Below are 20,185 nucleotides of genomic sequence, written 5' to 3' on the forward strand. Positions count from 1 at the left end.
TGTCACTTCTGTTGGATCGCGAACGTCTTCAGCAGGGGACGGTGCAACGCAACGAGGACGAGAAGCGGCGGCAGCAATGCGATGATCGCGGCCGCCATAATCAGGCCCCAGCGGGTCAGCCCCGCCTGTGCGGAGCCCTGGATGTAGCGGATCCCGACCTGGACCACCTGGCTGCTCTTGTCGGTGACAGCCACGAGCGGCCAGAGGAACTGGTTCCACGCGTAGATGTACGTGATCACGCAGACGCCGGCGATCATCCCGCGCGACATCGGGATCAGCACGCGGAACAGGAATCGGAGCGGCCCGACCCCATCGAGCCGTGCAGTCTCGACGAGCGACGCCGGGATCGACATAAAGTGCTGTCGGAGGAGGAACACGGCCGTCGCACTGGCGATGTACGGCCCCGTGAGCGCGAGTAGCGTGTTCGTCCACCCGAGGTCGGCCAGCAACTGAAACAGCGGCACGATCCGAACGGGGACCGGTAGCAGGAGCGTGAGGAGAATGAACATAAAGATTCCCCGTTCGTAGGGCAGTTCGTAGTAGACGAGTGCCAGCGCCGCGAGCAGCGACAGCGACACTTTCCCGACGACGATCACGAGGCTCATCGCCGCCGAGTTGAACAGGTAGGTGGCAAAGTTGTACTCCGTCAGCGCGGTCCAGTAGTTCGCGAGGCCCTGACTCCCGATGCCGAGATTCGTCACCTCGTAGACCTCCGAGGTCGTCTGCGTGCTCATAATCATCGCCAGGAGGAGCGGCATCGCCATCAGGAAGATCGACCCGACGAGCGCGGCGTGGACCCAGAGGTCTTCGGGGAGCCACCGGGTGGGGCGAAGCGTTTCGGTCGTGGTCGTCGTCGAGGTGTCTGTTTGCGTGGCCATCTTAGGCTCCGTACTGAGCGTATCCGTCGGTGACCCTGATCTGGACGTACATCAGCACCGCGACGAGCACGAACAGGACGACCGACTGCGCCGAGGCCGACCCGAGGTTGCTGAACTCGAACGCGTCGCGGTACAGTTTGAAGATCAGGAGGTTCGTCCACCCGCTGGGACCGCCGCTGGTCAGCAGGTCGACGAGCGGGAACGTCGAGAAGAACGCGTAGATCGTGTTCATCACGACTAAGAACAGGAGCGTCGGCGAGATCAGCGGCACGTACACTCGCCAGAGCATCCGGAGTCGCCCGACGCCGTCGAGTCGCGCGTTCTCGGTCAGCGTCTGCGGGATGTTGTTCAGCGCCGCGACGACGAAGATGATGTTGTACCCGAGTTGCTTCCAGACCGCGATGATGGCGAGCACTGCGAGCGCCTGGGGGCCGTCGTTGAACCAATCCAGCGTCCAGGGCGTCACCAGTTCGAGGTAGTGGGTGACGATGCCGAGGTTGGGGTGTAAGAGGAAACTCAGGAGGATCGCCGCCACCGCCGGCGGCAGGGCGTACGGCCAGATGGCCGCGACCAGATACAGCGAAGAGCGCGTCCCGACGTCGAAGAGGAGGTAGCCGATCAGCAACGAGACGAGCAGCGTCCCGAGAACGACGACGGCCGCGAAGACGACCGAGAGCACGAAGCTGTTGCGGTACGCCGGCGACGTCGCGAGCGCGACGAAGTTCCCGAGCCCGTTCCAGGCAGTCTGCTGGCCGAGGAACAGCGTCTCATAGAGGCTGAGCCGGAACGTCGCCAGTCCCGGATAGTACAGGAACGCCGTGAGAACGACGAACGTCGGCAACAGCAGTAGGGCGGCCTGCAGACGGGAGTCGTAGAGTTTGCGTTGGGATGCCATAGGCACGCAGAGGGTCGGGGCGATCAGGATTCGCTGTTGCCGCTGTAGTTCCCGCTGTAACTGTCGAGTGCGTCGCCGACTTGCGAGTCCATCCGTGAGAGTCCCTCCTCGATACCGACGTTGCCGTTGATGATGCTGACCGAGACCTCCTCGTTGATCGAGCGGGCCTCGGGGAAGACGCCCATCACGGCGCCGCGGGTCGCGGGCGTGTCCTCGGTATCCTGCAACTGCTCGAAGGCCGTGCTGAAGTTGGGATTCTCCTCGAACCAGCCGTCGGATTGGAGCTGGTCGATCGCGCTCTGTCTGACCGGGAAGTAGCCGCTGTTGCGGTGCCACCGCGTCTGTTGTTCGGTCTGGGTGAGGTACGCGAGGAACCGGCCCGCTGCATCCTTCTTTTCGTCCGATAGCGCCGACGGGACCCACAGCGACCCCCCGCCGATGACGACGCCAGTGTTGTCGCCGTCGGGCGTCGGCAGGTACGCCGAGCCGAGTTCGAAGCCGTTCTCCTGTGCGCCGGCCTGCATCGAGACGATGTTCGACGTCGAGTCCCACAGCATCGGGACCTTCTGGGTGAGGAACGCCTGTCGCGCCTCACTCCAGGCCTCGATGCCCGGATTCAGGTAGAGTCCCTCTTCGGCCATCTGCTGCCACCAGGTGTAGATGTTGCGCCCCGCTTCGCTGTTGAAGAACGTCGAGTCGGGTCGGCCTGCACGGCCGTTCTCGTTGTTGACGAGCACCTGGTCCTGCTTGGCGAACTGCTGTTCGATCTGCATCCAGGTGTGGTTCGGCCAGGTGATGCCCTGCTCCATATCGGTCTCGTCGACGATCGTCTGGGCGGCGTCGCGGACGCCCGAGAGGCTTCGCGGCGGGCTCTCGGGATCGAGTCCCGCCTCCTCGAACGCCGTCTTGTTGTAGAGCATAATCGTGTTCGAGGAGTTGAACGGCATCGAGTTCAGCTCGCCGTCGATCCGGTAGTAGTTGAGCACCGACGGGAGGAAGTCGTCGAGGTTCATTTCCGCTTCGGGGAGGATCTGTGTGACCGGGGTGAACGCTCCGCTGTCGAGTGCGAGTCGCGTCCCGATCTCGAAGATCTGTGCGATTCCCGGCGGGTCGCCGGCGCGGGAGGCCTGCAGGGACTGATTGAGGTTCTGCCGATAGCCGCCGTTGTTGACCGCCGACACCGACACGCCGTCGGTCTGCTCTGAGAACTCCGTGGCGAACTGCTCCAGCGTCGAGCCGAGTTCGCCACCGAAGATGTGCCAGAACTCGATCGACACCGTGTTGCTCCCGGTACTGCCGACAGTCGTTCCGGTATCGGAGTCGCCGCCGTCGCCGTCGATTTCGTTGTTTCCGCTGCCACCGGAACTGCACCCGGCGAGCGCTGTGACGCCGGCCGCACCCGACGAGACGATGAGTTTCCGACGCGATACACGAGTGGGTTCTGTGTCCGATCGTCCGGCCATCACCCGAAGTGGGAGTCGGTGAACCCATAAATCATAATATTTTTTATATTTATAGCTCCGTTCGAGACGTACCGCTCGAAGGCGGAACGTACCGGACAGAGGACTATATAGCGGTCGGACGGGGACCGAGCGTCGGCGGTCGTGACGCGGCGGGACGGCGGCCGCGGACGGGGCCGGCCGTCGGTATCAGATCCACCCTTCGGTCCTGAAGTAGACGAGCAGGATGCCGGTGACGAGCGCCATCCCGACGACGACGGCGGGGTAGGCGTAGGGCCACGTCAGTTCCGGAAGATTGGTCGCGTGGTCCCCGAAGTTCATCCCGTAGACGCCGACGACGAAGGTCAGCGGGATGAAGATCGTCGCGACGACTGTGAGGCGTTTCATCACCTCGTTTGTCGACTGAGAGACCACGTTGAGGTAGATGTCTCGCGTCCCCCGCGTGAGGTCGCGGTAGGTCTCAGTGAGGTCGACGATCTCGACCAGATGGTCGTAGACGTCGCGGTAGTACTTCTCAGTCGTCTCGCGCACGCCCTCGGCGTCCCCGCGGGCGAGCGTCCCGACCGCTTCCCGCATCGGCCAGACGACCTTCCGGAAGGAGAGCAGATCTCGGCGGACGGCGTTGAGGTCCTCAATGAGCGTCTCGTCGGGCGTCGAGAGGATCAGTTCCTCGATCTCTTCGATGGTGTCGCCGACGGTGTCCAAGAGAGCGAAATACTCCGAGACGACACGGTCGATCACGCGGTACGCCGCGAAGTCGGGCCCCTGTTTCAGCGTCCGGCCCTCCTGGTTCTCGACGGACTGCCAGACGTCCGAGACCGCTGGGATTCGCTCGTCTTCGATTGAGACCGTCACGAGCCAGTCATCACCGACGAAGAGCCCAACGGGCTGGGTCCGTACCTCCTCCTCGAAGGTCGTCTCGCCGCGCTCTAACGCGACGGTCTTCACGAGGACGAACGTGTGTCCGTCGAACTCCTCGGTCTTCGGTCGGACGTCGTCGCGGATGTCCTCCAGTTCGAGCGGGTGGAGTCCGAACGCGTCGGCGATCTGTCGCTGTTCGTCGAGCGTGGGCGCACTCACCCGGACCCAGGTCGTGCCGGGGGCCTCCCGGGCCGCGGTGAGATCGGCCTCGCTGTCGATCGTGAAGTGCTCGACGTGACCAACGTCGTAGACGATCGCAGAGATCACGTCGACTCACCCCCGCCGTACCCGATCGCATACAGCGTCACGCCGACCATCACGCCGACGATCGTACTCGATCGGCCAGGATACGGGGCGGCGATGCCGATCGCGTAGCCGACGACGGCGAGGGCGGTCAGCGCGACCCCGACGAGCCGGGTTCGTGGCATACCGCACACTCACCGAGTGAACACAAAAGCGTTGTTCGCACTGCGGGCCCCGGGCCAGCGAAGCGAGCCGTGCCTCGCGGGCGTTCAGACGGACTCCGCCTCGACGGGGTGCTCGATCGCGCGCAGCATCGCGAGGACGTGCTCCTCCTCACCGTCGAGTCGCTGCGGGTACACGCCCACACCGAGGATGTAGTCGTCGCCGTTGCGGTACTTCGTCACGTGGACGTACACGTCGATCTCCTGACCCTGGATCGTCGCCGTGCCGCTGAACTTCGTCACACGCGTCTCGGTCCCCTGCACGGTGATGTTCTGTGCGCTGACGCGCTCGAGGTCGTTCAGATCGGAGTACTGCTGCTGGACGAACTGGACCAGCCGCTCGTTGGAGAACTGTCCGATCGGGTTGAGCGTCTGTCCGGCGACGTCGGCCGCGGGCGTCGAGACGACGGTGAAGAGGCCGACGTCGGTCTCACCGAGCGCTCCGACCTCCATACTCTTCGTGTACGGCGTGACGTAGTTCGTCGCTTCGACGCGACGCTCCTGGCCGGCGACCTCGACGGTGCGGTTGAACGCGAGTGGCTGCGTTCCGTTCGTGGTGTACCCCGCGTCCTGTGCGGTCGAGTCGGCGACGGCGGCCGGTTCGGCGGTGAGCGTGAGCGGTTCGTCGCCGGTGACGAAACCCAGGCAACCGCTCATCAGCAACAGGAGTGCGAGCGCGACGGTGGCCAGCGTGCGACGGTCAGAGAACATAGTCGGACGGTCTTTTCTCCAGGGCCGCTTAAAGCCCGGGGCCGGGGCGGCTCGCTAGGAGAGGTACGATACCGTGATCGTGTGCGGCCCCGTCTCGGTCGGGATCGTGACCGAATCGACCAGCCGTTCGCGGACCGCCTCGCGCCACGCTTCGACGGCTTCGCGGTGCCGGTTCTGGTGTCGCTCACGGGTGTACGTCGTCGCCGACGCTCGCAGTTCGTCTTCCGTCTCGTCGACAGTCGGGTACGCCGGCGGCGCGTCGACGAATCGCTCCGGCGGGAGAGAGAGGGGACTCGCAGCCGAATGGCCGGCGTCGTGGTCGGCGCCCGCTTCGGTATCGGCTTCGTCGACGACGCCCGCATCGTGGATTCTGGCTCGCATCCGCCCGGAGAACGGCGGCGTCACCCGAAGGACGATCCGTCGCTGTCGGCGGACTCGCGCTTCCAGGGCGTCCACGACGTCAGTGGTCGTCACTGCCAGCGACCTGATGCGAGTCGGACTCGTCGCGTCCGCGTCGGGGCGCTCGTCCTTCTCGGGCGTCGAATCCGCGCCCCCGTTGTCGCCCGCGACCATCTCACTCGGCGTATTCGGTGGCTGTCGTGACGGGGCCGAGTTCGCCGTCGCACTCGGGACACCTCGCACGGAAAGATCCGGGAGACACACGGGAACCGCACTCCTGACAGACGAAGGACCGTCGACTGCTCATCACGTCTCTCGTATGTGGTGAAGTGTGTTAACTTTTATCGTGGATGCGGGGCCAGCGTGCACAGTTGCGGCGCCAGCTCGGATCGAATCCGACGGTCGTCGATCCCACCGCCGGCATCGGGTTTCAGTAGTTCAGGTGGCGGACGGGCAGTCGCGGAACGCGCCACGGCGCTGAGAGGCGTCGCCGTCCGAACCGGTGCCTCCGTCGCGACGAGGCCGCGTTCAGGCCGGTCCAGCCTCGGAACCCGCCCCCTGCCGCCGGTCAGAAGTCGATCCGGCTACCCGAGGAGAGGTCGCGCTCCGCCGAGAGGCCCGGCTCGGCGCTGTCCCAGTCGTCGTCGGTGAGGTACACCGCCCCGTCTTCGACGGTCACCTCGAAGGTATCGAGGACGGCCCCTTCGCAAGGCCCGAAGTTGCAGCGGCCGCCGGTCTTCTCGAACGTCGCACCGTGTTTCCCGCAGACGAGTTCGCCGTTTCTGACGAGCGCACCCGACCCTTTGTCGAAGCGGACGTCCCGCCAGTGTGGGCAGTAGTTCGTGTACGCGACGACCGCGCCGTCGTCGTCTCGCGTGAGAATCCCTTCGGTGGTCTCGAACCCCCGCTCGGCGGTGAACACGAACGTCTCGTCGGCGGCGACTGCATCGGCGGCGGCGATACGTCGATCCTCGTCCATATCGGCGCTGAGGACCAGTGCGGTTCAAGCGTAACGGTTCGAGCCGGACGCCACGGGCAGGTCTCGGTCCCTCGTTCCCGATTCAGGCGGTGTCGTCCTCGTCCGCGGCTCCGGCCCGCTCGCCGTCGTCGGAGAGCCGTTCGCCGTCGTAGAACTCGCGTTCGACACGTGCGTCGTAGACGCGCTGAAACAGCGTCGTGAGCGGACCGCCCCCGACGTCGATCCCGTCGACGCTTTCCACGGGACGGACCTCCCAGGTCGTGTTCGTGACGAACGCCTCTTCTGCGCCCCGGAGGTCGTCCAGCGTGAACGAGCCCTCGTTGACCGGAATCCCCTCCTCGCCGGCGATGTCGATGACCTCCTCGCGAGTGATTCCCGGAAGGACGGGGCCGTCGAGACTCGGGGTACAGAGTGCCTCGCCGTCGACGAAGAAGAGGTTGCTCGTCGCGCCCTCGGCGAGGTGCCCGTCGCCGTCGAGCATCACTGCCTCGTCGGCGTCGGAGACCCGGAGTTCGAGACGGGCGAGGATCCCGTTGAGGTAGTTGTGCGTCTTCGCGCGAGACGGGAGCGCGGCGTCGGGAATCCGGCGCGTCTTCACCGTCTGGAGCGTCGCCGGGGCGTCCCAGATCGGGTCGGCCGCGACGCCGCCGCGCGGAAGCGGTTTCACCTGGATCACGACAGTCGGATCGACGTCGGTCCCCGGCGTGAGTTTGCCCGGCTGGACGCCGCGCGTGATCGAGAGTTTCACGTAGGCGTCCCGGAGGTCGTTCGCGCGGAGCGTCTCCGCGATCCGCCGCTGTAACTCGTCGTGCGTGAGCCCGTGATCGAGCGAAATCGCCGCTGCGGAGTTGGCGAGGCGCTCGGCGTGGGCCGCCCAGCGGAATACCTCGCCGCCGTACGCCCGGAGCGTCTCGAAGACCGCGTCGCCGTACATAAATCCCCGATCACGGACGCTCACGGTCGCCTCGTCGACGGGGACGAGGTCGCCGTCGACGTGGTACTGACGGTCGGACATATGGTGGAAACCGTGGCCTCAGGACTGCTCGTTCGCGCGCTCGATCCAGGTCCCGACGCGCGACTCTGAGACGTTGATTCCCTCGGAGACGTCGGCGGCGTCGGCGGCCGCCAGGTCGGCGACCGTCTCGATGCCGATGCCCGCGAGGCGTTCGCCGTAGGCCGGACCGATTCCCTTGACCGTCTCGACGGACTCGGAGCCGGGGCCCTCAGCGGATTCGTCGGACTCGTCGGCGGCTTCGTCTGTTTCGGGAGCCTCCGGTTGCGCGACGGTCTCGCCGGGCTCTTTCCCGGTTTCCTCGTCGACGAGCGTCTCCGTCGATGCCGACGCGTCGCTTCCGGCGGCGACCGCGTCGTCTCTCGTCTCGGCGTCGTCGGCATCGTCGGCGTCGGGGATGTCGTCGACGCTCTCGTCGCCCTCGTCGGCGGTCTCGACGACCTCAGCCGGCTCTTTCCCGGCTTCCTCGTCGACGAGCGTCTCCGAGGAGGCCGACGCGTCGCTCCCGGCGGCGGCCGCGTCGTCGGACGCCGCGGAATCGGCTGACACTGCGGCGTCGTCCGATGCCGTCGTCTCGGAATCGCCGACAGCAGCGTCGTCGGTGCCTTTGACGGCCGCCTCGGTCGAGGCGTCGGCCGCCGAGCGGTCCGTGTCGACGTCCGATTCACGCTCGACGGATACGGTTCCCGTCGACTGGGAGCCGGCCGCAGCGGAGGATTCCGACTGGTCGGTCCCGCCGCCAATCAGCGATCGCAACGACGACAGAATCGTGTCGAGGATACTCATCGATTTGCGCGTACGGTCGTCGAATAGTTAAAAGCCCCTGCGTCGTCGGGTGAACGCACGCGCGATTCGAGGGTGCGACTGGTGCCGGAGGTGGCGTCGTGCCCCGCTCCGAGCGTGAACAGCGGGTCTGGGATCGCTTACGACTCCGCGTCGGCTTCCGCGGCGTCCGCGTCGGTCGGCGAATCGTCGTCCGCCGCGTCGGCGGCGTCCTGGAGTTGGCTCCGGAGTTGGGGCATCGTCCCGGTGAGGTCGCCGACGAGGTCGCCGGCCTCCTCGATCGAACCGAGCAGCGCCTCGACCGATTCGAGTCGGGCTTCCAGCGACTCCGGATCGTCGAACGCCTCGGCACGCTGGCCGACGATGAACGTCTTTTTCGCCTGGCGGAGGTGTTCGGCCGCGTCGCCGACGTCGAGGGTCGATTTGAGCGCGTTGAGGACGCCGAGGACGTTGTCCGCGTCGGCGTCCCACACGTCGTCGGGATCTGGGAGCGCGGCTTCGGCGTCCTCGAGGTGGGCCTCCACCTCTTCGCGCATCTCCGCGGCGGCCTCGCCGAACAGGTCGTCGTCCGCGAGCGTGCTCTGACTGCTCATACAACTTGATTCGGAGGCAGAGGGGTTAAAAACACGCCCGAAAGTGAAAGTGAAATTCCCGCGAGACCGACGGGTCGGTCCTCACTCCTCGACGGTGAGGAGTTTCATCAACGGGTAGTCGTCCTCCATCTCCATCGCCGTCCGGACGGTCACGCCCGCGTACTGGATGCGCATCTCGACGTCCAGGAACCGACCCGTGAGTTCGGTGTAGTCCGCCGACTGTGCGGCGAGTTCGTCGGCGATCCGATCGGTCCGCACGTCGACCGTGACGTCGACGCAGTGGGGTTGGTTCTCGATCGCTTCCTCCATCGCCTGCCCCAGGCTCTCGGCGCTGTCGGGGCTGACGGGCGTCCCCGCGAACTGGTGATAGAGCGATCCGAACTTGATTCCGGCCTCGAAGCACGCGCGCTCGGCGTCAGTCGGCATACTCGTCTCTCGTCCGCAGTGCCAAAGGACGTTTCTGTCGAGGGATGCGCGGAGCGGCTCCGACTGCGTCGTGTTGTCGTACTGCAGGGACGAATCGGACGTTTCTTGGCCTCCCTGTGCGGAGAGTGGGCTGAATGGACGAACCGGTTCTCCTGACGGGGGCGGTCGGACGGGTCGGGCAGGCCATCCTCCGGCACATCGGGACGGACTACGAGTGGCGGTTGCTGGACCGCGCGCCGATGTCGTCGTCGAAGCGCCCGGAGGGTATCGACGCGGACGACATCTACATCGGGGACGTCACCGACGCGGACGACGTCCGGGAGGCGATCGACGGCTGTCGGGCCGTGGTCCATCTGGCGGGCGACCCGCGTCCGGAAGCGCCCTGGGACAGCGTCCTCCAGAACAACATCGACGGGACGCAGACGATGTTCGAGGCCGCCGTCGAGGCGGGCGTCGAGAAGTTCGCGTTCGCCTCCTCGAACCACGCCGTCGGCGCGTACGAGACGGAGTCGCGGACCCCGGACCTGTACCGCCCCGACGACGATTACCGGCTCGACGGGACGGAGCCGCCGCGACCGACCAACCTCTACGGCGTGAGCAAGGCCACGGGCGAGGTACTCGGGCGATACTACCACGATCACCACGGCCTCTCGGTCGTGAACGTCCGGATCGGGAACCTCACCGAGGGTCACCCGCCGATCGACTACGAGCGCGGGCAGGCGATGTGGCTCTCGTATCGCGACTGCGCGCACCTCTTCGAGCGGTGTCTCCTGGCCGACTACGACTACGAGACGATCTACGGCATCTCCGACAACGACCGGAAGTACTACTCGATCGAGGGTGCGAGAGAGGCGCTCGGCTACGATCCCCAGGACAACTCCGCCGAGTGGGACGGCGACGACCACGTCGACGGCGAGCGGTGAGGCGTCTGACGTGCGAGTGAGACTCGCCTGCGCCACGAGGCGGCCGGAGTCAGGTCAGTACGTGGGGTCGTAGTCCGCGCACACCTCGGCGAGGAACGCCTCGTGGACCGTCGCCACGTGTTTGCTCGCGGTGCTCTCGGTTCGGCGCGTCTCGTAGATCCGCCGGACCTCTTCGATGTGCCCCAGGAGTCGGGCCTCCGAGACGGGGTAGGTGTTCAACAGGTGATCGAGCGCAGCGATGAGATAGCGGTCGTCCGGCGTCGCCGGCTCGTCACCATCGCTGCGGGCCGATTCGATGACCGCGCGCTCGAGGTCGACGAGGTCGTCTTCGAACGCCTCCGAGTAGTTCACGCGTCCCAGGCGTCGTGTCCTCGAATTTCCTCCCGTATGGCCTCGCAGTCGTCTTCCGACCGGAGTTCGAGCGCGTCGACGACCTGCGAGCGCGTCTGTCGATCGGCGACGCTCGTTCCGTCGGGCGTCTCGATGCGGAACGTGGGTGTCGAGGATCCGAGGAGATCCGAGCCGGACGATTCCGCCACGACGGTCGGAAGGGCCCGGTTCGTGGCGAGAACACGAACGAGTTCACTCCGACCCTCGTCGAGCGCGTCTTTGATGTCGTCTTGGATCACCATAGCCGACTGGACGTACGCAGCGGAATTCGTATCAGTGTTTTGTCCGCTGTGCTCACTCGAACAGGCCGTCGACGTCGCGCTCACGACTCCGCCGGCGCTCGACGTGCCTCGAGAGCCGATCGTAGACGACTGCCCGCCCGTCGCGGGTGTCGGCGAAGTCGAACAGCATCCCGACGAACCCGCGCGAGCGAGTCGCGGTTACCTCCGGTGGCGAGTCGTCGTCGCCGAGTTCGCCACGCGCGTACCGGATCGCGTCGTCGACGACCGTCGCATCGAAGGCCTCGTACTCCTCAGCGAGGAGTGTCGCGACCGATGCGAGCTGCTCGAACGACAGATCTGCCGGGGTGAGGGCGGCTCCGTCGTGCTGGAGCGAGAGCGGCCGGCGGCGCTCGGCGAATTCGGGGTCGGCCGCGAGACGGCGGAGGTGCGTCCGGACAGCGGCGACGTTCATCTCCCGATATCCGTCGTCGAGGGCCGAAAGGTACGCCGCGGCACTCGCGGCGAGTCGTCGTGCGCCGCTCCAGTTGCGCAGTCGGGCGTGATGCGTCGCGGCGGCGTACTGGATGAGGCCGTGGAGCAGGCGCTCGTCAGCCGTTCCGGATTCGAGCGCGAGCCACGGCTCCTCCCAGGCCTCGTGCGCGGCGCGGTGGTCGCCGGCGTTGAACGCGGCGGTGCCGATTCGGAGGGCGCCCTGCACGGACGCTCGTCGGCGACGCGGAAGTAAATACCCGGCGTCCCGTCGGTGTGAGCGGTGACGGACTTATCCGCGTGCAGGCCCTCTATGCGGATGAACAGCCAATGACTGACCGTGCCCCCACCCCGCCCCAGAGACGATGACCCGCTCGCACGTGACCTGCCTCGACTGCGGTACGGAGTTCGTCCGCCCGACCGGCTACCAGGGGAACTACTGCCCCGAGTGCCACGAGGCGTGGGCCGCCGAGGCCGACGGCCGAGAGGACGCCGGACCGCGACGGCTCGGCGGCCGGACGAAACCGTCGGTTCGGCACCGCGACGACGCGGAGGCCGACGCTCCCCCGCGGTACGATGAGCGCGACGAGTGACGGTCTGGACGGCGAACTCACACACTGCTTTTTTTTTGATGCTGAGCCGGTGCTGTGTCGAGCGTTGGGCTGCTCGGTGACTCGGTCGAGAGATCCCTTCCAGTCAGGATAGTGTTCGGGGCGACTGAGCGAACTGAGAGGCGATCAGTCCTCAGACAGTCGTGCACGGGCGATAGCGGCTTCAGATACACGTGTCTCCGAGAGGACAGCCTCTCGTAGGTCCGCCCCGCTGAGATCAGCCCCGCGGAGATCCGCCCGCGAAAGGTCCGCACCGTACAGGTCTGCGTCCGAGAGGTCAGCACCACGAAGATCAGCCCCCGAGAGGTCAGTCCGACGCAGATTGAGCCCTGCTACGGTAATCCCAAAGAGGGTCGCTGCAGCGAGGTCGGCGTCCCGCAAGTCCGCCCGCGAGAGCTGAGCCTCGCGGAGGTCCGCTCCGGAGAGATCGGCGCGTTTCAGGTCCGCGTCCGAGAGCGTCGCACGGAACAGGTCGGCCTCGGAGAGGTCGGCGTCGCGGAGGTCAGCGTTGGGCCGGATAGCGTCGGCTGTAACCGCATCGTCGTTGGGGATACGGTACGGGCCATCGCTCATACCCGGCATTACGGTGGAACGAAGTAAGTATGCTCTCCCGCTTGTCGCCGCCGGAGACTCGGATCGTGGGTGGCTGGAGAGCCGTGATCGAGTCCTGACGGAGTCCACGCGAGCAGCGCGAGCGTGGGCCCGTCGAGACGTGAACGGAATGTGTGGACTGACTCGTCAGCAACGGCTGGCGAGTCAGTTCTCGAATGAAGTGAGCGTCCTGACGGAGATTTGAACTCACTCGCTCCTGCCAGTCGCTCGCTGCTCAAATCTCCTCTTTGGCGTTCTGCGAGACGTAGACTCCTCGCTGCGCTCGTCGTGTAGCGTCTCGCAGAAACGTCCTGACGGAGATTTGAACTCCGGTCCCTGGCTCCGCAAGCCAAGAGGATAGTCCACTACCCTATCAGGACTCACTCTCCCGTACTGCGGGTTCACTTATCAGGGTTACGATGCGGACAGGCCGCGACACCGACACGCACGGGACCCGAAGCACAAGGGGGTGTTTGAGCCTCCGGTAGCGCTTTTTGTACGAGCGTCGTCGGCATACATATGCGCCGCCGAGCGGTCCTCACGGGCGTCGCCGTCGGACTCACCTCGATACTGGCCGGGTGTACCGGGAGTTCCGGCAGCGGGGCAGACGCGACAGACGCCCCGACGACGACCGATACGACCGACGAGACGGACGAGACCGCGGGTCTCGTGAGCGGGAGCCTCATCCCGCGCGAGGAGTGCCCGAATCCCGGTGAGGCGACAGTCGATCTCGGAACCGGATCGGCCACGGTCCGTGGCTGTGTCGTCGGCAAGAACGGGTGCACGGTCCCGCGGTTGCGGGACGTGACCCTCGATGCCGAAACCGACGTGGCGACCGTCACCGTGGCCAGCATCGAAGAGCGCGAGGATGACGAGGCCTGCACCGAGGCGCTCGTGAACCTCGGTTACCAGGCCCGAGTCGACACCGGGGGCGCGACACTGACTGGACTCGAAGTCGTCCACGACGACGTGGAGGGGCGACGCGTCGTCGTAGACGTGACGCGGTGACTGGAAGCCGGAGGTTCATATCCGAGGACGGGACCACAGCCGTCGTGTCTCGACGACGAACTGAGGGCCGAACCGCCGGACAGCGGGGTGAGACCGCCCGTATCGTAGACAGCGCGACCAGCGACAAGACAACGCTTAAGCGGCGGCCTGCCTTGGCTGTGGATATGCCTGTGGCCGTATTCGCTCGACCCGCCGGGTTCTCATTCGCACCCGCGGGTCACCGGGGGGGTGTCGCGTAGATGGGCGCCATCGAGGAGGTGTACGAGGACCTCGAGACCGACGTGGACTTCGAGGAGTTCGAGGCCGCCGTCGAGGACAAAGTCGAACAGATGGGGGGCCTCGCCGACGAGGAGACCGCCGCGATGCTCATCGCCCACGAACTCCGCGACGAGGAAGTCGAGGGAATCGCCGACATCGCGCCGGGGATGGACGACGTGAAGTTCCTCGCGAAGGTGATGCAGATCGGGGAACTGCGGACGTTCGACCGCGACGGCGAGGACGACGACGGACGGGTCGTGAACGTCGAGGTCGCCGACGAGTCGGGGCGCATCCGGATCGCGATGTGGGACGATATGGCCGAAGACGCTGTCGAGCGCCTGGAGGCCGGACAAGTGCTCCGGGTCGCCGGCCGCCCGAAAGACGGCTACAACGGCGTCGAGGTCGACGTCGACAAGGTCGAACCCGCGCCGGACGCCGAGGTCGACGTGGACACCCAAGACACCTACCGGGTCGAGGATCTCGCGCTCGGACTCTCGGACGTGAACCTCGTCGGGCGCGTCCTCAGCACCGACAGCGTGCGGACGTTCGACCGCGACGACGGCTCCGAGGGCCGCGTGTCGAACCTGACGCTCGGCGATCCGACCGGCCGGATCCGGGTGACGCTGTGGGACGAGAAGGCCGATCTCGCGACCGAGTTCGAGTCCGGCGAGTCCGTCGAGGTCGTCGACGGCTACGTCCGCGAGCGAGACGGGACCCTCGAACTCCACGTCGGGAACCGAGGCGCGGTCGACGCGGTGGACGAAGACGTCGAGTACGTTCCCGAGACGACCGACATCGGAGCGCTCGAACTGGGCGAGACCGCCGACATCGCCGGCGGCGTCATCGAGACCGACCCCAAGCGGACGTTCGACCGCGACGACGGCTCCGAGGGACAGGTCAGAAACGTCAGGATCAAAGACGAGACGGGGGACATCCGGGTCGCGCTGTGGGGCGACAAGGCCGATCTCGACGTCGACCTCGCGGACTACGTCGTCGTCACCGACGCCGAGATCCAAGACGGCTGGCAGGACGACCTCGAGGCCTCCGCCGGGTGGCAATCGGCGGTCAGCGTGATGGACGACGCGCCCGCCGGCGGGCCGGACGCTGGCGGCGAAGCGAGCACCGGCGACGCCCAGTCGACCGGACTGGGTGCGTTCGCGGACGGGGACGACCCCGAAGACGCCGGAGCGAAATCGAGCGCCGAGGGGTCGGGCGCGGACGGGAGTGCCAGATCCGGCGGGAGCGCGGCCGCAGCGGTGACAGAGCGCGCAGAGCACGAGGGCACCGACGGGGAACCGGCCACGGAGACGTTCACGGGCACCGTCGTTCAGGCGGGCAGTCCGGTCGTCCTCGACGACGGGACCGAGACCCGGAGCGTCGAGACCGACGAGTCGCTGCGGCTGGGCGAGGAAGTGACCGTCAGCGGGCCTGTCGACGACGGAACCATCAGCGCCACCGACGTCGAGCGGGCGAACTGAGCGGCGCCGATCGCCTCGGCTGAACGGGTGCCTGGGCGTTCGCGGAGGCAGCGGGCCTCACAGTAGCGCTACGGAAAGGATTATACGCCGGTCGAACAGGATATAGTGGTAATGAGTGTCGAGTTGCCGTTCGCCCCCGTGGACGATATCATCCGACGGAGAGCCGGCGACCTCCGGGTCAGCTCTGGGGCTGCAGAGGAGCTCGCTCGCCGCGTTCAAGAACACGGGGCGACGCTCGCCGTCGACGCCGCCGAACGAGCGGCTGCCGACGGTCGCAAGACGCTGATGGCCGAGGACTTCGACGTCCAACAGGTCGTGAGCCGACGCGACCTCGAACTGCCGATCGCACCGATCGACCGTATCGCCCGCCTGAAGATCGACGACCGCTTCCGCGTCTCGATGGACGCCAGAATCGCACTGGCGGATATCCTCGAGGACTACGCCGATAACGTCGCGAGCGCGGCCGCGACGCTCGCCCGACACGCGGACCGGCGGACGGTCCAGGCCGAAGACATCGAGACGTACTTCGCGCTCTTCGAGTAGCGATGCAGTTCGGCTACAGCGAGACCTGTCTCGCACACGACACCGGTGAGCGCCACCCCGAGACGGCCGATCGACTCCGGGCGATCAAGCGCGCGCTCGCGAAGCGTCACGGCGTCGAGTACGTCGAGGCCGACGCTGCGACCGACGAGTCGGTCGCGTCCGTCCACGAAGACGACTACGTCGCGGAGATCCGCGAGTTCTGCGAGGACGGCGGCGGCAACTGGGATCCCGACACCGTCGCCTCCGGAGACACCTGGGACGCCGCACTCACCTCTGCGGGTCTCGCGCAGTGGGCCGCCGAGGCGGCAGTCTCGGGAGCCGACGGTCGGGACACGCCGTTTTCGATCGGCCGGCCGCCAGGGCATCACGCCGTCGCGGACGACGCGATGGGGTTCTGTTTCATCAACAACGCGGCCGTCGCCGCCCAGACGCTCCTCGACGACCCCGAGGCCGACGTCGACCGGGCGGTCATCTTCGACTGGGACGTCCACCACGGCAACGGCACACAGGACATCTTCTACGAGCAGGGCGACGTCCTCTACGCGTCGCTCCACGAGGAGGGGCTCTACCCCGGAACCGGCGAGGTCGACGAGACCGGCCTCGGCGACGGCGAGGGCTCGACGCTGAACGTGCCCCTCGCAGCCGGGGCCGGCGACGCGGACTATCTGCTGGTCGTCGAGGAACTCCTCCGACCGGTGGTCGAGCGCTACGATCCTGATCTCTTCATCGTCAGCGCCGGGTTCGACGCGCACCGCCACGATCCCATTTCGCGGATGCGCGTCTCGACGGAGGGGTACGCGCTCCTGACCGACCGCGTTCGCTCGCTCGCCGACGACGTCGACGCGGGCCTCGCGTTCGTGCTCGAAGGCGGCTACGGACTCGACACGCTCTCTGAGGGCGTCGCGATCGTCCACGAGACGTTCGACGGGCGGGAGGCGATGGAGCCAGACGACGATCCAGAAGCGCAAACCGAACGACTCGTCGAGGACGTCCGCGAGGCGCACGACATCGACGGGTGAGTTGACGAGGGGATCCGTCCCGGCAGCGTACGCACCCCGCGATCGATACACGTCCTGAGCCGTCGCGGAACCGCGTCACTCCGAATCGCTGGAGTCGGTGTTGCGAACGACCAGCACCGGGCGATCGACGTTCTGGACCACCCGCGTCGGCACGTCGCCGAGGATGTGCTCGATCAGCGACGGCTCGGTCTCGCCGATGACGAGGACGTCGTGGTTCGCCGCGGCGTCGATGATGTCGTCTGCGGGCGACTCGCTCTCGACGACCGCGGTATCGACGCGGTCGGCGGCGACACCCGCGTCGACCAGATGATCGACCGCGCCGTCGAGCAGCGTGCGCCCGACCGAGACGTCTTCGTCGCCGGACGGGACGGCGTGAAACAGCGTCACCGTCGCCTCGCTCTCTTCTAAGAGCGTCCCGACGACAGCGAGGATGCGGTCGATGTTCGCGTCGCCGCGGATGGGCACCAGCACCCGTTCGACGGGGCGCACGTCCCGGGGAACGACGACGACCGCCGCGTGGTAGTCGTCGGCGACGCGGTCGATGGTCGTCGAGCGGTCGGGCGTGAACACCACGAGCGTCTCGACGTCGGTCTCAGCGGGGAAGTCTGCGGCGACGTCCTCGATGCGCTCGACCGCGTCGGACTCGTACTCGTCTCGCATCTGCTCCGGGGTGACCTGATCGGGAACGGGGTACCAACCGACCAGGACGATCCTCGCCGGCCGGAGCAAGTCCAGGAGGTCCGGGTCCGGGCGCTCCTCCGACGAGACGTCGACCGGAACCAGCACCGTGAGGGCAGTGTCACTCATACGGATCGCTCCTTGCGGACGACGACCACCGGACGTCCGGTACGGTCGTGGATGCGGTCCGGAACCGTGCCGACGACGCGCTCGCGAATATCGGGTTCGTACTCGCCCGTCACGACGAGGTCGTGCGATTCAGCCAGGTCGAGCAGCGCGCTCTCCTGAGTCTCGGCGGTCGGTTCCTCCCAGGAGATGGCCTCGCGGTCGAGGCCCCGTTCGGTCAGCCAGTCGGTCGCCCCGCGGAGGTACAGTTCCGACTTGGCACTCCCCTTTTCGATACTCTCGGCGTGGTAGAGCGTCACTTCGAGATCGTTGGACGCCATCAGGGACTCGACGACGCCCAGAACGCGGAACATATTCTGTTCGTCTTTCAGCGAGACCAGGACGCGCGCGATCTCGCCGGTGACTCCGGAGACGAGTACCGAATCGCAGTCGTACTCGTTGGCGACGCGGTCGATCGACTGCGCGCTGTCGCGAGTGAACACGAGCACCGATTGGACGTCGGCGTCGCTGCCGGCGAACTGCTGAACGATAGTCTCCAGGTCGTCTTTCGCTTCCTGTTCGTACTCGTCGCGGATCTGCTGCGGGGCCGTCTGGTCCGGGACGGGGTAGTACCCGAGGACGACGACCCGGAGCGGCCGTAGCACCTCGATGAGATCCAGCGACGGATCCTCTTGCGCCGATACGTCTACCGGGACGAGCAGTGTCGGATTTTCGATCATACGTCGGATCCTCCGTCGGTCGCAGTCGTCAGCCTGTGCGAGATCGAAGGTGCCGCCGCCGCGGAATCAGTCATTAGCACCACCCCCGTGGCCGGCCGTCGTGCTGTCGTCCGCCGGGATGTCCTCCGCCGGGATGTCGTCCGGGCCGACGTCGAAATCGACCGCGACCTCAACCTCGACGGCTGGCGGTGAGCGGTATTGCGCCAGCGCACTGGTGTCTTCGACGCGCTTGCGGACGTAGACGAAGTACCAGACGATCCCGGCAACGACGAGCGTGCCCGCGAGCAGGATCTGTTGCAGATCCATGAATCCGATGAGGGCGAACGACAGCAGCGCGCCGAGCGCCGGGACGACCGGGTAGCCGGGCAACTCGAACTCCGGATCGTAGCCCATCGCCTCGGTCTCGCGCATCACGATGAGCGAGACGTTCAACAGCCCGTAGACGAGCAGGTGGAGCACGCTCCCGGCCTTCGCCAGCGCGTTGACCTGCCCGGCGACGATGAAGAGCAGAATGAGCCCCCCGGTCAGCGCGATCGAGCGGTACGGCGTGTTGAATCGGTCGTGGATCTTCGAGAGTCGCTTGTCCATCAGGCCGTCTCGACCCATTGCGTAGTTGATCCGAGAGGCCGACAGGACCGACGCGTTAGCCGACGACGCTGTCGCCAGCAGCCCACCGAACGTCAGCAGCCCGACGCCGATGAGTCCGATCCCGAAGCCGCCGAAGATCGCCTCCGCGCCGATCGCGATCGCCGTCCCCTCGCCTGCGACCTGATCGAGCGGGACGACGCCGAGCAGGATGAGGATCGACGCCGCGTAGATGAGCGTCACCAGCAGGACGCCGCCGACCATCGCCCGCGGGAGGTTCTTGCCGGGGGCTTTGATTTCACCGGCGACCGTGGCCACCTGAGCGAACCCCAGATACGAGACGAACACCAGCGCGGTCGTCGGGAGAATCGAACCCGGACCGGACCCCTGCGGGAAGAACGGCAGTAGTTCCGCCGGCCGGGCCTGCGTCGCCCCCAGCGCGATGAACGCCCCCAGAATGACGAGCAGGACGATGACGATGACGTTCTGGAGATCCCCGGTCCCGTCCGTGCTGAGGTAGTTGACCACGATGAACGCGGCGGCGGCGGCGAGGCCGCCGATCTGTGGCCCCGAGAGAGGGACCGCAGCGACGATGCCGAGGTTCAACTCCAGGCTCGCCATCAGCGGATCGACGTAGTTCCCGAAGCCGACGGCGTAGAACGCCGTGGCGAACGCCAGCCCGAGCCAGTTACCGAGGCCGGCGATCGATCCGAAGAGGGGGCCGAGCCCCTTGTTGATGAAGTGATAGGGCCCGCCGGAAGCCGGCATCGCCGTCGCCAGTTCGCTGGCCGACAGTGCGGTCAGCATCGCGATCCCGCCCGCGAGGACGAACGCGATGGCCGATGCGGGACCAGATAGCGCCGCCGCCGCGCCCGGGAGGACGAAGATGCCGGCGCCGACCATCGTCCCGATACCGATCATCAATGCCTCTGTCAGGCCGAGCGTCCGCTCGAGTTGCGTCTCGGTCTCCGATCCCATCGCATCCTCCAATGCAGGCGACGGCTAAATAACTGCGTCTCGTCCGT

General features: G+C 66.6%; 25 protein-coding genes and 1 tRNA gene. 6 read left to right on the top strand and 20 right to left on the bottom strand.

Annotation, left to right across the window (positions count from 1 at the left end; all coding sequences use genetic code 11):
* Positions 1 to 2: 2 nt before the first annotated feature.
* The 12 genes from BLU74_RS02145 to BLU74_RS02195 form a co-directional block, all read right to left on the bottom strand.
* The gene (locus tag BLU74_RS02145) at positions 3 to 878 is read right to left on the bottom strand and encodes a carbohydrate ABC transporter permease (RefSeq protein ID WP_089764637.1); all 876 of its coding nucleotides are present in this window, start codon (positions 876 to 878) and stop codon (positions 3 to 5) included.
* 1 nt (position 879) lies between these two features.
* Positions 880 to 1,773 carry a carbohydrate ABC transporter permease gene (locus BLU74_RS02150; protein WP_089764640.1) on the bottom strand — a complete coding sequence of 298 codons (894 nt, stop codon included), beginning with the start codon at positions 1,771 to 1,773 and terminating at the stop codon, positions 880 to 882.
* A gap of 23 nt (positions 1,774 to 1,796) precedes the next feature.
* Positions 1,797 to 3,236, bottom strand: a complete 1,440-nt coding sequence (locus BLU74_RS02155) for an ABC transporter substrate-binding protein (RefSeq protein ID WP_175454536.1) — start codon at positions 3,234 to 3,236, stop codon at positions 1,797 to 1,799.
* Positions 3,237 to 3,422: 186 nt separating this feature from the next.
* A complete protein-coding gene (gene corA, locus BLU74_RS02160; RefSeq protein WP_089764643.1) occupies positions 3,423 to 4,421 on the bottom strand; it encodes a magnesium/cobalt transporter CorA in 999 nt (332 codons plus the stop codon).
* On the bottom strand, positions 4,418 to 4,582 hold the full coding sequence (locus BLU74_RS18755) for a hypothetical protein (protein ID WP_175454537.1): 165 nt from the start codon (positions 4,580 to 4,582) through the stop codon (positions 4,418 to 4,420). The genes corA and BLU74_RS18755 overlap by 4 nt, the downstream gene beginning before the upstream one ends.
* A gap of 84 nt (positions 4,583 to 4,666) precedes the next feature.
* On the bottom strand, positions 4,667 to 5,329 hold the full coding sequence (locus tag BLU74_RS02165; RefSeq protein ID WP_089764645.1) for a DUF6517 family protein: 663 nt from the start codon (positions 5,327 to 5,329) through the stop codon (positions 4,667 to 4,669).
* Positions 5,330 to 5,383: 54 nt separating this feature from the next.
* A complete protein-coding gene (locus BLU74_RS02170) occupies positions 5,384 to 5,902 on the bottom strand; it encodes a DUF8009 family protein (RefSeq protein ID WP_245705700.1) in 519 nt (172 codons plus the stop codon).
* A 394-nt stretch (positions 5,903 to 6,296) separates the two neighbouring features.
* Positions 6,297 to 6,707: a Rieske (2Fe-2S) protein gene (locus BLU74_RS02175; protein WP_089764647.1), complete on the bottom strand. Its 411-nt coding sequence runs from the start codon at positions 6,705 to 6,707 to the stop codon at positions 6,297 to 6,299.
* An 82-nt stretch (positions 6,708 to 6,789) separates the two neighbouring features.
* The gene (locus BLU74_RS02180) at positions 6,790 to 7,722 is read right to left on the bottom strand and encodes an aminotransferase class IV (RefSeq protein ID WP_089764650.1); all 933 of its coding nucleotides are present in this window, start codon (positions 7,720 to 7,722) and stop codon (positions 6,790 to 6,792) included.
* Between the two features lie 18 nt (positions 7,723 to 7,740).
* Positions 7,741 to 8,505, bottom strand: coding sequence for a helix-hairpin-helix domain-containing protein (locus tag BLU74_RS02185; protein ID WP_089764652.1), 765 nt, complete (start codon positions 8,503 to 8,505; stop codon positions 7,741 to 7,743).
* A gap of 137 nt (positions 8,506 to 8,642) precedes the next feature.
* Positions 8,643 to 9,095 carry a DUF5790 family protein gene (locus BLU74_RS02190; RefSeq protein WP_089764654.1) on the bottom strand — a complete coding sequence of 151 codons (453 nt, stop codon included), beginning with the start codon at positions 9,093 to 9,095 and terminating at the stop codon, positions 8,643 to 8,645.
* 81 nt (positions 9,096 to 9,176) lie between these two features.
* Positions 9,177 to 9,521, bottom strand: a complete 345-nt coding sequence (locus BLU74_RS02195; protein ID WP_089764657.1) for a dihydroneopterin aldolase family protein — start codon at positions 9,519 to 9,521, stop codon at positions 9,177 to 9,179.
* A gap of 134 nt (positions 9,522 to 9,655) precedes the next feature.
* Here BLU74_RS02195 and azf point away from each other — a divergent pair, with 134 nt between their 5' ends.
* The gene (gene azf / locus BLU74_RS02200) at positions 9,656 to 10,444 is read left to right on the top strand and encodes an NAD-dependent glucose-6-phosphate dehydrogenase Azf (RefSeq protein ID WP_089764659.1); all 789 of its coding nucleotides are present in this window, start codon (positions 9,656 to 9,658) and stop codon (positions 10,442 to 10,444) included.
* Between the two features lie 54 nt (positions 10,445 to 10,498).
* Here the strand turns inward: azf and BLU74_RS02205 are convergent, their stop codons facing one another.
* From BLU74_RS02205 to BLU74_RS02215, 3 genes are read right to left on the bottom strand one after another with little or no spacing between them, the layout of a single operon-like run.
* Positions 10,499 to 10,795, bottom strand: coding sequence for a hypothetical protein (locus BLU74_RS02205; protein ID WP_089764662.1), 297 nt, complete (start codon positions 10,793 to 10,795; stop codon positions 10,499 to 10,501).
* Complete coding sequence (locus BLU74_RS02210) at positions 10,792 to 11,076, bottom strand: hypothetical protein (protein WP_089764664.1); 285 nt, start codon at positions 11,074 to 11,076, stop codon at positions 10,792 to 10,794. Before BLU74_RS02210 ends, BLU74_RS02205 begins: the two co-directional genes overlap by 4 nt.
* A gap of 52 nt (positions 11,077 to 11,128) precedes the next feature.
* Positions 11,129 to 11,773, bottom strand: coding sequence for a DUF309 domain-containing protein (locus tag BLU74_RS02215; RefSeq protein ID WP_089764666.1), 645 nt, complete (start codon positions 11,771 to 11,773; stop codon positions 11,129 to 11,131).
* Between the two features lie 136 nt (positions 11,774 to 11,909).
* On the opposite strand from BLU74_RS02215, the gene BLU74_RS02220 reads away from it, so the two are divergent.
* The gene (locus BLU74_RS02220) at positions 11,910 to 12,137 is read left to right on the top strand and encodes a DUF7564 family protein (protein WP_089764668.1); all 228 of its coding nucleotides are present in this window, start codon (positions 11,910 to 11,912) and stop codon (positions 12,135 to 12,137) included.
* 144 nt (positions 12,138 to 12,281) lie between these two features.
* Here BLU74_RS02220 and BLU74_RS02225 read toward each other — a convergent pair whose 3' ends face one another.
* Both BLU74_RS02225 and BLU74_RS02230 read right to left on the bottom strand, forming a co-directional pair.
* Positions 12,282 to 12,728, bottom strand: coding sequence for a pentapeptide repeat-containing protein (locus BLU74_RS02225; RefSeq protein ID WP_217635325.1), 447 nt, complete (start codon positions 12,726 to 12,728; stop codon positions 12,282 to 12,284).
* 325 nt (positions 12,729 to 13,053) lie between these two features.
* Positions 13,054 to 13,126, bottom strand: a tRNA-Arg gene (locus BLU74_RS02230).
* Between the two features lie 139 nt (positions 13,127 to 13,265).
* On the opposite strand from BLU74_RS02230, the gene BLU74_RS02235 reads away from it, so the two are divergent.
* The 4 genes from BLU74_RS02235 (at position 13,266) to BLU74_RS02250 (ending at position 17,052) form a co-directional block, all read left to right on the top strand.
* Entirely contained in the window at positions 13,266 to 13,754 is a 489-nt protein-coding gene (locus BLU74_RS02235) for a hypothetical protein (protein WP_089764672.1), read from the top strand.
* Between the two features lie 239 nt (positions 13,755 to 13,993).
* The gene (locus BLU74_RS02240) at positions 13,994 to 15,490 is read left to right on the top strand and encodes a single-stranded DNA binding protein (RefSeq protein ID WP_089764674.1); all 1,497 of its coding nucleotides are present in this window, start codon (positions 13,994 to 13,996) and stop codon (positions 15,488 to 15,490) included.
* A 111-nt stretch (positions 15,491 to 15,601) separates the two neighbouring features.
* Positions 15,602 to 16,033 carry a histone family protein gene (locus BLU74_RS19440; protein WP_089764677.1) on the top strand — a complete coding sequence of 144 codons (432 nt, stop codon included), beginning with the start codon at positions 15,602 to 15,604 and terminating at the stop codon, positions 16,031 to 16,033.
* Between the two features lie 2 nt (positions 16,034 to 16,035).
* Positions 16,036 to 17,052 carry a histone deacetylase family protein gene (locus tag BLU74_RS02250; protein WP_089764679.1) on the top strand — a complete coding sequence of 339 codons (1,017 nt, stop codon included), beginning with the start codon at positions 16,036 to 16,038 and terminating at the stop codon, positions 17,050 to 17,052.
* Positions 17,053 to 17,127: 75 nt separating this feature from the next.
* Here BLU74_RS02250 and BLU74_RS02255 read toward each other — a convergent pair whose 3' ends face one another.
* From BLU74_RS02255 to BLU74_RS02265, 3 genes are all read right to left on the bottom strand, one after another.
* Positions 17,128 to 17,859: a universal stress protein gene (locus BLU74_RS02255; protein WP_089764682.1), complete on the bottom strand. Its 732-nt coding sequence runs from the start codon at positions 17,857 to 17,859 to the stop codon at positions 17,128 to 17,130.
* Positions 17,856 to 18,575 (bottom strand): universal stress protein UspA, encoded by a 720-nt coding sequence (locus tag BLU74_RS02260; protein WP_089764684.1) that lies wholly within the window; start codon positions 18,573 to 18,575, stop codon positions 17,856 to 17,858. The genes BLU74_RS02255 and BLU74_RS02260 overlap by 4 nt, the downstream gene beginning before the upstream one ends.
* Before the next feature lie 66 nt (positions 18,576 to 18,641).
* Positions 18,642 to 20,138: an APC family permease gene (locus tag BLU74_RS02265; RefSeq protein ID WP_089764686.1), complete on the bottom strand. Its 1,497-nt coding sequence runs from the start codon at positions 20,136 to 20,138 to the stop codon at positions 18,642 to 18,644.
* Positions 20,139 to 20,185 lie beyond the last annotated feature (47 nt).

It is taken from the genome of Halobellus clavatus, assembly GCF_900107195.1.
GTDB classification, from domain to species: domain Archaea; phylum Halobacteriota; class Halobacteria; order Halobacteriales; family Haloferacaceae; genus Haloquadratum; species Haloquadratum clavatum.

Excerpts from the sequence above, each read along its gene's own strand:
- BLU74_RS02145 (WP_089764637.1), bottom strand. The coding sequence starts at position 878 with ATGGCCACGCAAACAGACACCTCGACGACGACCACGACCGAAACGCTT.
- BLU74_RS02150 (WP_089764640.1), bottom strand. The coding sequence starts at position 1,773 with ATGGCATCCCAACGCAAACTCTACGACTCCCGTCTGCAGGCCGCCCTA.
- BLU74_RS02155 (WP_175454536.1), bottom strand. The coding sequence starts at position 3,236 with ATGGCCGGACGATCGGACACAGAACCCACTCGTGTATCGCGTCGGAAA.
- BLU74_RS18755 (WP_175454537.1), bottom strand. The coding sequence starts at position 4,582 with ATGCCACGAACCCGGCTCGTCGGGGTCGCGCTGACCGCCCTCGCCGTC.
- BLU74_RS02165 (WP_089764645.1), bottom strand. The coding sequence starts at position 5,329 with ATGTTCTCTGACCGTCGCACGCTGGCCACCGTCGCGCTCGCACTCCTG.
- BLU74_RS02170 (WP_245705700.1), bottom strand. The coding sequence starts at position 5,902 with ATGGTCGCGGGCGACAACGGGGGCGCGGATTCGACGCCCGAGAAGGAC.
- BLU74_RS02175 (WP_089764647.1), bottom strand. The coding sequence starts at position 6,707 with ATGGACGAGGATCGACGTATCGCCGCCGCCGATGCAGTCGCCGCCGAC.
- BLU74_RS02180 (WP_089764650.1), bottom strand. The coding sequence starts at position 7,722 with ATGTCCGACCGTCAGTACCACGTCGACGGCGACCTCGTCCCCGTCGAC.
- BLU74_RS02185 (WP_089764652.1), bottom strand. The coding sequence starts at position 8,505 with ATGAGTATCCTCGACACGATTCTGTCGTCGTTGCGATCGCTGATTGGC.
- BLU74_RS02190 (WP_089764654.1), bottom strand. The coding sequence starts at position 9,095 with ATGAGCAGTCAGAGCACGCTCGCGGACGACGACCTGTTCGGCGAGGCC.
- BLU74_RS02195 (WP_089764657.1), bottom strand. The coding sequence starts at position 9,521 with ATGCCGACTGACGCCGAGCGCGCGTGCTTCGAGGCCGGAATCAAGTTC.
- azf (WP_089764659.1), top strand. The coding sequence starts at position 9,656 with ATGGACGAACCGGTTCTCCTGACGGGGGCGGTCGGACGGGTCGGGCAG.
- BLU74_RS02210 (WP_089764664.1), bottom strand. The coding sequence starts at position 11,076 with ATGGTGATCCAAGACGACATCAAAGACGCGCTCGACGAGGGTCGGAGT.
- BLU74_RS02220 (WP_089764668.1), top strand. The coding sequence starts at position 11,910 with ATGACCCGCTCGCACGTGACCTGCCTCGACTGCGGTACGGAGTTCGTC.
- BLU74_RS02225 (WP_217635325.1), bottom strand. The coding sequence starts at position 12,728 with ATGAGCGATGGCCCGTACCGTATCCCCAACGACGATGCGGTTACAGCC.
- BLU74_RS02235 (WP_089764672.1), top strand. The coding sequence starts at position 13,266 with ATGCGCCGCCGAGCGGTCCTCACGGGCGTCGCCGTCGGACTCACCTCG.
- BLU74_RS02240 (WP_089764674.1), top strand. The coding sequence starts at position 13,994 with ATGGGCGCCATCGAGGAGGTGTACGAGGACCTCGAGACCGACGTGGAC.
- BLU74_RS19440 (WP_089764677.1), top strand. The coding sequence starts at position 15,602 with ATGAGTGTCGAGTTGCCGTTCGCCCCCGTGGACGATATCATCCGACGG.
- BLU74_RS02250 (WP_089764679.1), top strand. The coding sequence starts at position 16,036 with ATGCAGTTCGGCTACAGCGAGACCTGTCTCGCACACGACACCGGTGAG.
- BLU74_RS02255 (WP_089764682.1), bottom strand. The coding sequence starts at position 17,859 with ATGAGTGACACTGCCCTCACGGTGCTGGTTCCGGTCGACGTCTCGTCG.
- BLU74_RS02260 (WP_089764684.1), bottom strand. The coding sequence starts at position 18,575 with ATGATCGAAAATCCGACACTGCTCGTCCCGGTAGACGTATCGGCGCAA.
- BLU74_RS02265 (WP_089764686.1), bottom strand. The coding sequence starts at position 20,138 with ATGGGATCGGAGACCGAGACGCAACTCGAGCGGACGCTCGGCCTGACA.